9 protein-coding genes are annotated in these 12,308 nt (G+C 39.0%); 8 read left to right on the top strand and 1 reads right to left on the bottom strand.

Annotation, left to right across the window (positions count from 1 at the left end; genetic code table 11):
* Positions 1–122: 122 nt before the first annotated feature.
* The gene (locus EZL74_RS00575; RefSeq protein ID WP_131474642.1) at positions 123–554 is read left to right on the top strand and encodes a tellurite resistance TerB family protein; all 432 of its coding nucleotides are present in this window, start codon (positions 123–125) and stop codon (positions 552–554) included.
* 32 nt (positions 555–586) lie between these two features.
* On the opposite strand, the gene fbp is transcribed toward EZL74_RS00575, so the two are convergent.
* The gene (gene fbp, locus EZL74_RS00570; RefSeq protein ID WP_131474641.1) at positions 587–1,594 is read right to left on the bottom strand and encodes a class 1 fructose-bisphosphatase; all 1,008 of its coding nucleotides are present in this window, start codon (positions 1,592–1,594) and stop codon (positions 587–589) included.
* A 136-nt stretch (positions 1,595–1,730) separates the two neighbouring features.
* On the opposite strand from fbp, the gene EZL74_RS00565 reads away from it, so the two are divergent.
* The 7 genes from EZL74_RS00565 (at position 1,731) to EZL74_RS00535 (ending at position 12,290) form a co-directional block, all read left to right on the top strand.
* Positions 1,731–2,591: a M48 family metalloprotease gene (locus EZL74_RS00565; protein WP_131474640.1), complete on the top strand. Its 861-nt coding sequence runs from the start codon at positions 1,731–1,733 to the stop codon at positions 2,589–2,591.
* Between the two features lie 6 nt (positions 2,592–2,597).
* The gene (locus EZL74_RS00560) at positions 2,598–3,071 is read left to right on the top strand and encodes a GNAT family N-acetyltransferase (protein ID WP_131474639.1); all 474 of its coding nucleotides are present in this window, start codon (positions 2,598–2,600) and stop codon (positions 3,069–3,071) included.
* Between the two features lie 3 nt (positions 3,072–3,074).
* Positions 3,075–4,328 (top strand): aspartate kinase, encoded by a 1,254-nt coding sequence (locus EZL74_RS00555; protein ID WP_131474638.1) that lies wholly within the window; start codon positions 3,075–3,077, stop codon positions 4,326–4,328.
* 51 nt (positions 4,329–4,379) lie between these two features.
* The gene (locus EZL74_RS00550; RefSeq protein ID WP_131474637.1) at positions 4,380–7,778 is read left to right on the top strand and encodes a hypothetical protein; all 3,399 of its coding nucleotides are present in this window, start codon (positions 4,380–4,382) and stop codon (positions 7,776–7,778) included.
* Between the two features lie 68 nt (positions 7,779–7,846).
* Positions 7,847–8,407, top strand: a complete 561-nt coding sequence (locus EZL74_RS00545) for a hypothetical protein (protein ID WP_131474636.1) — start codon at positions 7,847–7,849, stop codon at positions 8,405–8,407.
* Positions 8,408–8,749: 342 nt separating this feature from the next.
* A complete protein-coding gene (locus EZL74_RS00540; protein ID WP_131474635.1) occupies positions 8,750–9,727 on the top strand; it encodes a ribonucleotide-diphosphate reductase subunit beta in 978 nt (325 codons plus the stop codon).
* A 127-nt stretch (positions 9,728–9,854) separates the two neighbouring features.
* Positions 9,855–12,290, top strand: a complete 2,436-nt coding sequence (locus tag EZL74_RS00535; protein WP_131474634.1) for a ribonucleoside-diphosphate reductase subunit alpha — start codon at positions 9,855–9,857, stop codon at positions 12,288–12,290.
* Positions 12,291–12,308 lie beyond the last annotated feature (18 nt).

Raw genomic sequence — 12,308 nt, 5'->3', positions numbered from 1 at the left:
TTACAATTTATTTTGAATGCCGAATCAAAATTGAGGTCTAAATCGACGAAAAACATTTTTTAAATTGGTTTCCCAAAAATGGGAAATTGCCTTATATTTGCAGTATTAAAACCGATACAATTATGTCAATTTCAGATTTATTTGATAGCGAATTCAAAGCCCGTAATAAAGGACATTTCTCTGCTATAGTGCGCGTTGCCACGGCTGATGGAGATATGAGTCAGGAAGAAAGAGAGTTTTTAGACAAATTAGCTGTTCGTTTGGAGATTTCAAAAGAGGAGTACGAAGAGATTTTGGAAAATCCGTTAAAATACCCAATCAATCCTCCTTATTTGTATACTCAGCGTTTAGAACGTTTGTACGATTTGTCGAGAATGGTTTATGCCGATCATGTATTGGGACCAAAACAAAAACAAATCCTTACTAAATTTGCTTTAGCACTGGGATTTACTCCTAGTAACGTGCCATTCATCATTGATAAAGCTTTGTCATTGTTGGTATTGAATGTTGATGCCGACACCTTCGTTTACGAAATGACTCACATGAATAAGTAATAAAAAAAGCCCCGAATTTCGGGGCTTTTTTGTTAACTGTATTTGGCCATAAATTCTTCCGCCTTCTCAACCATATTGTAACTGCCGCAAAAAAACGGAACGCGTTGGTGTAATTCAGTAGGTTGAATTTCCATAATTCTTCCGAAACCGTCCGAGGCTTTACCACCAGCTTGTTCAGTGATGAAAGCCATAGGATTGCATTCGTATAACAGGCGCAGTTTGCCTTTTGGCGATTTGGAACTGGTCGGATAAATATAAATGCCTCCTTTAATCATGTTTCTGTGAATGTCGGAAACCAAACTTCCTATATATCTTGAGGTGTAAGGGCGATCGCCCTCTTCAGACTGGCAATATTTAATATAATCTTTTACGCCTTGAGGGAAATGCACATAATTTCCTTCGTTGATGGAGTAGATGTTGCCGTCTTTGGAAAACTGCATGTCCGGATGCGACAAGTAAAATGTTCCGATTGCCGGATTGAGCGTGAATCCGTTTACGCCGTGCCCGGTTGTGTAAACCAACATGGTTGAGGTGCCATAGGTCACATAGCCAGCCGCTACTTGTTTGGTCCCGGGTTGAAGAAAATCTTCAATACTAACCGGCGTTCCCACAGGAGTAACTCTTCTGTACACCGAAAAAATAGTTCCCACAGAAACATTGACATCAATATTAGAAGAACCATCCAAGGGATCCATTAATACTACATATTTGTTATTGTGACTGTTGTCAGATCCGGCAACGGTTATAAAATCGTCGTTTTCTTCCGAAGCGATTCCGCACACAATTTCTCTGTTGATAAGGGTTTGGATGAAAACCTCATTGGCGTAAACATCCAATTTTTGTTGGTCTTCACCCTGAATGTTTTGGTCGCCTGCGGCCCCAATGATATCTACTAAGCCGGCTTTGTTAACTTTGTAATTTACGACTTTGGCCGCCAGTCGGATAGAGTTGATGATTCTAGATAATTCTCCCGATGAGTATTTAAAATCGGATTGTTTTTCGATGATGAATTCACCGAGGGTTTTATTGCGTTCTTCCATTGCAAATGAGTTGTAGTTGTGGTTACAAATATCGTTTTTTTTATTAAAGAATAACTGAAATTTAAAAAAATGTAAAGCCAAATCTCAGCAAAACTTGTTTTATATTTGTTACTTATAATTTGTAAAAATAAAAACCATGAAAGCGAGATTATTAGTTGCCGCTATTGTTGTTTCAACATTGAGTTGTACCAAAATAAATGCCCAGATTAATTTGGGAGACAAAGCTATGGGAGCACTCCAGTCAGGGGTTGCCAGTTTTACGTTTAGTGACGAAGATGCCGCTGCCATTTCAAAAGAAGCTGTGCGCAAAATGGATTCTACCAACACAGTAGCAGGCCCAAAAGACGGATACACCCTGCGGTTAAACCGAATCTTCGGAAAACATGCCAATGAAAACGGACTGCAGTTGAACTACAAAGTATACTTGACCAAAGATGTCAATGCATTTGCTACCGCAGATGGCAGTGTAAGGGTTTTTTCGGGCTTGATGGATATTATGGATGACAATCAACTGTTGGCGGTAATTGGTCACGAAATTGGTCACGTTGCCAATCACGACTCCCGTGATGCCATGAAAGCAGCGTTGCGAAAAGCAGCATTGGTGGGCGCTGTTTCTTCTCAATCGGATAAAATAGCCAAGCTAACTGACAGCCAATACGGGCAAATAGCAAGCGTCATTATCGACAATAAATACAGCCGTAAGCAGGAGTCGGAGGCTGACCTTTTTTCCTATGAATTTCTAAAGCGCAACAAGTACGATGTCAATGCTGAAGAATCTGCTTTTGCAATTTTGGCTAATATGAGTGGCGGTGGTAATGCTGATTTTTTGAGTAAAATGATGAGTTCTCACCCCGATCCGCAAGACAGGGCTGATAAAGCCAGAGCCAGAGCTACTGCTGATGGTTTATACAAACCCTACGTGCAACAAAAATTTTCTAACAAAGCGCCGGCGGCAACTACTACCAAAAAAACAACCACTAAAAAGAAGAAAAAATAATTCTGCATGATCATTCGAAAAGGCGAAAAAAAAGACATGAAAGCCGTTCTTGAATTGATTCAGGAATTGGCCACTTTTGAAAAAGAACCCGATGCCGTTGTGTTGACTGTGCCCGATTTAGAGCGCGATGGGTTTGGCGAAAATCCACTTTTTTACACGTTTGTCGCAGAAGTTGACAATCAAATCGTTGGCATGGTATTATATTACTACCGTTACTCAACTTGGAAAGGCAGAACCATTCACCTAGAGGATTTAATCGTTAAAGAAAATATGCGAGGATCCGGTTTGGGCTTTGCGTTGTATTCAGAGATTATCGCTCAGGGCAAAAAAGATAACGTTAGAAGAATAGAGTGGAATGTGCTAGACTGGAACACTCCTGCCATTGATTTTTATGTCAAATCAGGAGCCAAAGTTTTAGACGATTGGCGCGTGGCACAGATGGATGAAACAGGAATCAATCAATTTTTAAGCAAACTGTAACTCATGAGAATATTCAAATTTGGCGGCGCTTCCGTGAAAGATGCCGATGGGATAAAAAACGTATTCAGCGTTTTGGAAAAAGTGGGGCACGAAGACACTTTGCTAGTTATTTCCGCCATGGGAAAAACCACAAATGCTCTGGAAGTTGTCATCAAAAATTATTTTGATAAGTCGAATGAATTACACGCCTCATTACAAGAAGTTAAAAAATACCACAACCAAATTCTGTTGGATTTGTTTGACGACGAAGAACACGAAGTTTTTTATGCGGTCAACAGCCATTTTGCTGATTTGGAATATTTCATAAGAAGCAATAAGTCTCCGAATTACAACTTTGTATATGACCAAATTGTGAGTTACGGAGAAATTGTATCTACTACAATTGTAAGCCACTATTTCAACCATGCCGGTTTGAAAAATAATTGGGTTGATGTTCGCAATTTCATCAAAACCGACAATACCTACCGCGATGCTAATGTTGATTGGGAAAAAACACAGCAGTTTATTTCAAAAGGAATCAAAAAGAAAGCGCTCAACATTACGCAGGGATTTTTAGGCTCTGATGAAAACAATTTCACCACAACCTTGGGCAGAGAGGGTTCAGATTACACCGCAGCCATTTTTGCCTATTGTTTAAATGCCGAAAGCGTGACCATTTGGAAAGACGTTCCCGGGGTGATGAATGCTGACCCGCGTTATTTTGAAAATGCCATTTTGCTCAACCAGATTTCCTATCGGGAAGCGATCGAGTTGGCTTTTTACGGAGCCACGGTAATCCACCCGAAAACTCTGCAACCTCTTCAGAAAAAAGAAATTCCGCTGCATGTAAAATCGTTTGTCAATCCGCTGTTGCCGGGTACCAGTGTTTCCAAAGGCAAAGATTTAGAGCCTCAAGTGCCGTGTTACATCGTAAAAAGAAATCAATTGTTGATTTCACTGTCTTCTATCGATTTTTCTTTTATCATGGAAGAAAACATCAGCGAGATTTTTTCGTTATTGCATCAATTCAAGATTAAAGTAAGTTTAATACAAAATTCTGCTATTAGTTTTTCGGTTTGTGTGGAAGATAAGTTTGGGAACTTCAACGAGCTGAAAACCATTTTGTCCAAAAAATTCAAAGTATCTTATAACGAAAATGTATCGCTGTATACCATTCGTCATTTTACCAAAGAATCAGCCGAAATGGTGGAAAAAGATAAAACGGTGTTACTCAAACAAATCTCGCGAGAGACGATGCAGGTGGTGACGAAAGAGTAATCCGTCTGCTTTATTTATACACAAAACAGCTTTTTTGCGTTTATACTATGTATGCTGAAAAAATGGCTTTTATGGTTGGTGTTACTGGGTTTTTCCTCGCTCTCGGCACAGGAAATCAAATCGCTGTATCAAACCAAAAAAATAGCTGTTTCTGTTGATACGATTGCGTTGGAGCAAGTGAGCATCAGCCCGAGTTTTTTTAAATTACAAAATCCGGACGGCACCGTTATAGATACTGCTTTTTATAAGGTTGATTTCAAAAAAGGAAAACTGATTTTTAAAAATGGGTTTACTTCGAATGACAGTATAACGGTTCGTTATTTCAATTATCCGGAACATCTGACCAAGACTTACAGTATTTACGATCAGGATAAAGTAGTTTCCAACGAAGCCGGGAACCTTTATAAAGTGAATCGTTCCGTAAAAAAGTTTGTGCCTTTTGAAGGGTTGAATACTTCGGGAAGTATCACTCGCGGGGTGACCATCGGCAACAATCAAAATGCTTCGGTGACATCAAATTTAGACCTGCAAATCACCGGAAAAATATCCGATAAAGTTTCGCTTCGCGCATCCATTCAGGATTCCAATATTCCGCTGCAGGAAGGAGGCTATTCGCAAAAGTTGGATGAATTTGACCAAATTTTCATTGAGTTGTTTACCGATAAATGGAACATTCGTGCCGGTGATTTATTTCTCGAAAACCGACAATCCCGTTTTTTGAATTTCAACAAAAAAGTACAAGGACTATCCACGCATTTTACTTTTGGAGGAGAAGAAAACAAAACCGATATTTTTGCAGCCGGCGCTCTGGTTCGCGGACAATACGCCAAAAGTTCGTTTACCGGTCAGGAAGGGAATCAAGGGCCTTATAAATTAAAAGGAAATAACGGCGAATTGTATGTGCTGGTGGTTTCAGGATCGGAACGGGTGTACGTTAACGGAATTTTACGCCAGCGCGGCGAAAACAATGACTATGTCATCGATTATAATGCCGGAGAAATTACCTTTACTTCACTTTTTCCCATTACTTCCGAAATGCGAATTGTGGTCGAATACCAATATTCCGACAGAAGCTATACGCGTTTTGTAACCTACGCCGGGGCGAATCACGAAGCCAAAACATGGAGTTTGGGCGGCTATCTGTATTCTGAAAACGATGTCAAAAATCAGCCTTTACAGCAAAACCTGTCACCGGAACAGGTGGCAATTTTGGCAAATGCAGGTGACAATGTCAGTTTGATGAATGCTCCTTCTGCGTATTTAGACACTTATTCTGAAAATAAAGTTTTATACAAAAAAACCATAGTCAATGGTGTAGATGTTTATGAATATTCCAACAATCCCAATGATGAATTGTATAACGTTAAATTTACTTTTGTTGGTCTCAATCAGGGAAGTTATATTTTAACCAACTCCAATGCCAACGGTAAAATTTATCAATATGTAGGTTTGTCCAGCACCGTCCCAAACCGCAATTACGAACCGATTACACGTCTTGTGGCCCCAACCAAAATTCAAATTGCAACGGTTTTGGGCAAATACAATCCGAGCGAGAAAACAAATATTGACTTTGAAATGGGTCTAAGTAATAACGATTTGAATTTATTTTCGCCCATTGACGATAACGACAACAAAGGTATAGCCGGAAAGCTTAATTTTAAGCAAAGACTTTTTACCAAAAAATGGCAGGTTGATGCTTTTGGGAATTACCAGTATGTGCAACAAAACTTCAAAACTATCGAACGGTTGTTCAACATAGAGTTCAATCGCGATTGGAATTTAACCACATTTCAAGGCAATCAGAGTTTGATTGTAAACGGATTGGATTTTGTTTTGCCCGAAAAAGGAAAATTGACTTATCAGTTTGAAAAGCTCGATTTTTCCAAGAGTTTTTCAGGAAATCGTCATTTGGTAACGGCTTTATTCAAACTCAACAATTGGAATATTCAGGAAAACGGTAGCTATTTGAAAAGCGATGGCGATTATGCCGCTTCAACATTCATCCGCAATCAATCGCAGGCGAGATATCATTTTAAAAAGAATTGGATTGGCGGTAGTTTACGCATGGAAAACAACAAAGAAAAATTGGTGACTACCCAACAGTTATCAGCCCTGAGCCAACGTTTTACGGAATACGGGGCTTTTGTCGGAAGGGGTGACAGTACCAAAGTTTTTGTAGAATTGGGGTATTTGCAACGCGTGAATGATAGTTTGCAAAACGGAATTTTGAAGAAAGTCAACACCTCACAATCCTATTATTTGAAATCTAAATTAATTCAAACCGATAAAAGCAATTTGTCGTTATTTGTCAATTACCGCAATCTGAAGTATGTTGACGAAGCCCGGCCCAATGAGCCTTCACTCAATTCGCGTTTGTTGTACAACGACCAGTATTTTAAACAACTGGTACAGGTTACTACGGCTTATGAAACCACCTCGGGTAGGATTGCTCAACAGGAATTTACCTATTTAGAAGTGCAGCCCGGTCAAGGAGTTTATACTTGGAATGACTACAACAACAATGGGATTCAGGAGTTACAGGAATTTGAAGTAGCACCTTTCCCTGACCAAGCCAAGTATGTACGTGTGTTTTTACCGAATCAGGTTTTCGTGAAAACGCACCAAAATAAGTTTTCCCAATCGCTTACACTGAATCCGGCTCAGTGGCAAAATGAAGCGGGGTTTAGGAAAGTACTGTCTCATTTTTACAATCAAACCTCTTATTTGATTGAACGTAAAATTCAGCGTAACGGCGATAATTTTGACTTAAATCCGTTTTCAACTTCCGATACAGATTTGTTGGGATTAAACACCAGTTTCAGGAACAGTTTGTTTTATAATCGCGGAAAACAAAGGCATTCAGTGACTTATACTTTTACCCAAAACAAGGTAAAAAGTTTACTTTCTATCGGTTCTCAGGAAAGTAAAAACAATTCGCATCAATTGCAGTATACACATTTGGTTCAAAAAACGTGGCTGTTCTCGTTAGCTTCCAAAACAGTTTTTACTTCGTTGTATGCGGAAAATTATGCCGGAAAAAATTTTGAAGTCAATGCTTATCAAATCAATCCAAAGATTTCTTATTTATTTAATAAAAATGCCAGTTGGGATATTTTTTATGAATACCAAGACAAGAAAAACGAATTGGGCGATTCGGAAAAATTAAAGCAAAATCGATTCGGAACCTCGTTTTCCTTTGCCAGCGAGAAGAAACTCACCATGAACGGCGAATTTTCCCTTTATCAAAATAAATTCGTCGGCGATGCCCAATCTCCGGTAGCTTTTCAAATGCTCGAAGGGTTGCAGCCCGGAAAAAATATGACTTGGCGTCTGTTGATACAAAAGAATCTGACAGAATTTTTAGATATCAATCTCAATTACCAAGGCAGAAAAACCGAAACCAGTCAGACCATTCATACCGGAAATGTACAGTTGAGAGCATATTTTTAATTGTTTTCAACATCGTTATATTTATTTTTTCCGTACTTTTAATCTACTTAACACTTAAATTGACCACCATGAAAAAACTAATTTTATTGTGTTTCCTTTTTGTTTTTGTAGCCAATACCAACGCTCAGGAAACAAAAGCTGAAAAAGCCAAAGCCAAAACGGAAAAAGCCGCTAAAGAAAAGAAAGAAAAAGTAGCTAAAGAAGCCAAAGAACAAAAAGAAAAAACGGAGAAAAAAGCAAAGAAAGAAACTGTTGAAGCCAAAGAAAAGGCTACCAAACTTAAAAAAGACGGAACCCCTGATAAACGTTTCAAAGATGCCGATGCAAAGGTTCCGATGAAAAAAGACGGTACGCCAGACAAGCGTTTTAAAAATGCAGTCAAAGACAACAATGCCTCAGACAGGGGCGAACTTAAATCAGCTGAAGGAAAAGCCAAAGCAGCTGCCAACAAAACAGAAGCCAAAGCAAAAAAGGAGGCTAAAGAAAGAATTTCCAACGAAAAAGCACCAAGAACTCCGGATAAAGTAACCGGAGAATATAAAGGTAAAAAAGTGTATACTGGGCCAAGAGGAGGAAGGTACTATATTAACTCTAATGGTAATAAAACCTATATTTCGGATGACAAATAAGAAATAAAAGTACACTTTTTCAAAGAGCGGTTTTTTCAATAGAAAACCGCTCTTTTTTTAGCTTCAAAAATTCGATTTTCAGAAGATTGTAAATGTTAAAATTTTGCCGAAAGTAATTTCCTAACTTCCTTTGTTTTAGGGCTTTTTTTGATTTTTGATTTTTGTAAAATACTGATAATCATCAAAATATAAAATATCAAAAACCTTGTTCAAATCTGTTCATTTGTTAAAAACTAGAGCCGATTGTGAATAAGTTTGACTTTCATTTTACGTTTGGTTTGCCAATCTTTGTATCACACAGATTTCAGTAAAAATCGTCTTAAAATTCAAAATAAATTCAACATGGCTACTATCGAACCCATTTTAAAAGAAAACAAAGATCGCTTCGTGATTTTTCCTATCAAACACCAAGATATTTGGGAGTGGTATAAAAAAATGGAAGCCAGTTTCTGGACTGCTGAAGAAATAGATTTACATCAGGATTTATCAGACTGGAATAACAAGTTGAACAACGACGAAAAATACTTCATCAAGCACATTTTGGCTTTCTTCGCAGCTTCAGACGGAATTGTGAATGAAAATTTGGCCGAAAACTTTGTGAATGAAGTACAATATCCGGAAGCTAAATTTTTCTATGGATTCCAAATTATGATGGAAAACATTCACAGTGAAACGTATTCGTTGTTGATTGATACCTACGTTAAAGATGAAGCCGAGAAAAACGAATTATTCCACGCTATAGAAGTGTTTCCGGCCATCAAGAAAAAAGCTGATTGGGCTTTGCGCTGGATTAAATCAGAATCATTTGCAGAACGATTAATTGCCTTTGCTGCCGTAGAAGGAATTTTCTTCTCAGGTGCTTTTTGCTCAATTTACTGGTTGAAAAAACGCGGATTAATGCCGGGTCTGACTTTTTCTAACGAATTGATTTCTAGAGATGAAGGTGTTCACTGCGATTTTGCGGTACACCTGCACAACCATCATTTGGTGCACAAAGTGTCTAAAACTAGAATTACTGAGATTATAACAGATGCGTTAAATATTGAAAGAGAGTTCATCACCGAGTCGCTTCCAGTGAGTTTGATTGGAATGAACGCTACTTTGATGACGCAATATTTAGAATTTGTGGCCGATAGACTATTGGTAGAATTGGGTTGCAAACGCGTGTATAACTCTACCAATCCGTTTGATTTCATGGATATGATTTCGCTACAAGGAAAAACTAATTTCTTCGAAAAGCGCGTAGCCGAATACCAAAAGGCCGGAGTCATGTCAAAAGACACAGAAGATCAGAAAATCAGTTTCGACGCTGATTTTTAGACATACAATTTCAAATTTTTTTTGAATTTCCATTGGGTGAAAATCTCATTGGAGTTAAGGGATTAACAAAACAAAACAAGTAACTCGAATTAGAGAAGGGATTTTCTATTTCACAAAACCAAACAGTATGTACGTAGTAAAAAGAGACGGTCACAAGGAACCGGTAATGTTTGACAAAATCACAGATAGGATTAAAAAACTATGCTATGGTTTGAATGAATTGGTCGATGCGGTAAAAGTAGCCATGAAAGTAATTGAAGGATTGTACGATGGCGTTACCACTTCAGAATTAGACAATTTAGCCGCCGAAACAGCCGCGGCGATGACTGTAACCCATCCTGACTATGCTCAATTAGCGGCACGTATTGCGGTTTCCAACTTGCATAAAAACACCAACAAATCATTCTCTGAAACGATGAATGAAATGTACCATTATGTTAATCCGCGAACCAATCAGGCGGCTCCCCTGATATCGGAAGAAGTACACGAGGTAATCCAGAAAAATGCTGAGTTTTTAAACTCACATATCATATACAACCGCGATTTCAATTACGACTATTTCGGTTTTAAAACGCTAGAGCGTTCGTATTTATTGAAAATTAACGGCAAAATTGTTGAGCGTCCGCAACACATGTTAATGCGTGTAGCTGTCGGAATTCATTTAAACGATTTGGATGCTGTGATTGAAACTTATGAATTGATGTCAAAGAAATTCTTCACTCACGCCACGCCAACACTTTTCAATGCCGGAACACCAAAACCGCAAATGTCTTCATGCTTCTTATTGACCATGAAAGACGACAGCATTGACGGGATTTACGATACGTTGAAAAATACCGCCAAAATTTCGCAATCTGCCGGAGGAATTGGATTATCTATCCACAACGTGAGAGCCACCGGTTCATACATCAGAGGCACTAACGGAACTTCAAACGGAATTGTTCCGATGTTGCGCGTATTCAACGATACAGCTCGTTATGTAGACCAAGGCGGGGGAAAACGCAAAGGAAGTTTTGCCATCTATTTGGAACCGTGGCATGCCGATGTTTTTGAATTTTTAGATTTGAAAAAGAACACCGGAAAAGAAGAAATGCGTGCCCGTGATTTGTTCTTTGCTATGTGGATTTCCGATTTATTCATGAAACGCGTGGAAGAAGACGGTAATTGGACATTAATGTGTCCGAATGAATGTCCGGGCTTGTGTGATGTATACGGAGACGAATTTGAAACATTGTATACGACATATGAAGCGCAAGGGAAAGGAAGAAAAACGGTAAGAGCCCGTGAGCTTTGGGAGAAAATCCTGGAGTCGCAAATCGAAACCGGAACACCATACATGTTGTACAAAGACGCGGCAAACCGAAAATCGAACCAAAAGAATTTAGGAACCATTCGCTCATCTAACCTGTGTACCGAAATCATGGAATACACTTCAGAGGATGAAATCGCGGTATGTAACCTGGCTTCTATTTCGTTGCCGATGTTTGTAGAAAACGGAAAATTCAACCACGAACTGTTATTCAATGTAACCAAGCGAGTAACCCGAAACCTGAATAAGGTAATCGACAGAAATTACTATCCGGTAAAAGAAGCTGAAAATTCCAATATGCGTCACCGTCCGGTAGGACTGGGCGTACAAGGATTGGCAGATGCGTTCATTTTGTTGAGAATGCCGTTTACCAGTGATGAAGCCAAACAATTGAATCAGGAAATATTTGAAACCTTATACTTTGCAGCCGTAACCGCTTCTATGGAAATGGCAAAAGAAGAAGGTCCATACTCTACTTTCAAAGGTTCTCCAATATCAGAAGGTTTATTCCAACATAACCTTTGGAATATTAAAGATGAAGAATTATCCGGAAGATGGGATTGGGCTTCATTACGAAAAGAGGTAGTCAAACACGGGGTTAGAAACTCATTGCTGGTAGCGCCAATGCCTACGGCTTCTACTTCGCAAATCTTAGGAAATAACGAAGCTTTTGAACCGTATACTTCCAATATTTACACGCGTCGTGTGTTATCGGGTGAATTTATTGTGGTTAACAAGCATTTGTTAAATGATTTGGTAGAAAGAGGTCTTTGGAACGAAGACCTGAAGCAGGAAATCATGCGTCACAACGGTTCGGTACAAAATATTGAAAGAATCCCGGCTGATTTAAAAGAACTATACAAAACAGTATGGGAAATGTCTATGAAAGACATCATCGATATGTCGCGTCACAGAGGATATTTTATTGACCAGTCGCAATCGTTGAACTTGTTCATGCAGGATGCCAATTACGCCAAATTGACTTCAATGCATTTCTATGCTTGGAAGAGCGGTTTGAAAACCGGTATGTACTACCTTAGAACCAAAGCAGCAGTTGACGCTATCAAATTTACATTAAACAACGACAAAAAAGCCGAGCCTGCAATAACTGAAAAGCCGGCTGCCACAGCGGTAGAAGTAGTTGCTCCTGTTGAAAACGGAGAGATGACGGCCGAAGATTTTGCTGCCATGATAGAACGCGCCCGAAACGCTGCCGGAAACGGTGGAGATGATTGCGAAATGTGCGGATCTTAATTCTAAAATGATATTAAC

Source organism: Flavobacterium silvisoli, assembly GCF_004329815.1.
In the GTDB taxonomy this organism is placed as follows: Bacteria; Bacteroidota; Bacteroidia; order Flavobacteriales; family Flavobacteriaceae; genus Flavobacterium; species Flavobacterium silvisoli.
Note: the sequence above shows the minus strand (reverse complement) of the source record. Positions and strands in the feature narration are given on the sequence as shown.

Excerpts from the sequence above, each read along its gene's own strand:
- EZL74_RS00575 (WP_131474642.1), top strand. The coding sequence starts at position 123 with ATGTCAATTTCAGATTTATTTGATAGCGAATTCAAAGCCCGTAATAAA.
- fbp (WP_131474641.1), bottom strand. The coding sequence starts at position 1,594 with ATGGAAGAACGCAATAAAACCCTCGGTGAATTCATCATCGAAAAACAA.
- EZL74_RS00565 (WP_131474640.1), top strand. The coding sequence starts at position 1,731 with ATGAAAGCGAGATTATTAGTTGCCGCTATTGTTGTTTCAACATTGAGT.
- EZL74_RS00560 (WP_131474639.1), top strand. The coding sequence starts at position 2,598 with ATGATCATTCGAAAAGGCGAAAAAAAAGACATGAAAGCCGTTCTTGAA.
- EZL74_RS00555 (WP_131474638.1), top strand. The coding sequence starts at position 3,075 with ATGAGAATATTCAAATTTGGCGGCGCTTCCGTGAAAGATGCCGATGGG.
- EZL74_RS00550 (WP_131474637.1), top strand. The coding sequence starts at position 4,380 with ATGCTGAAAAAATGGCTTTTATGGTTGGTGTTACTGGGTTTTTCCTCG.
- EZL74_RS00545 (WP_131474636.1), top strand. The coding sequence starts at position 7,847 with ATGAAAAAACTAATTTTATTGTGTTTCCTTTTTGTTTTTGTAGCCAAT.
- EZL74_RS00540 (WP_131474635.1), top strand. The coding sequence starts at position 8,750 with ATGGCTACTATCGAACCCATTTTAAAAGAAAACAAAGATCGCTTCGTG.
- EZL74_RS00535 (WP_131474634.1), top strand. The coding sequence starts at position 9,855 with ATGTACGTAGTAAAAAGAGACGGTCACAAGGAACCGGTAATGTTTGAC.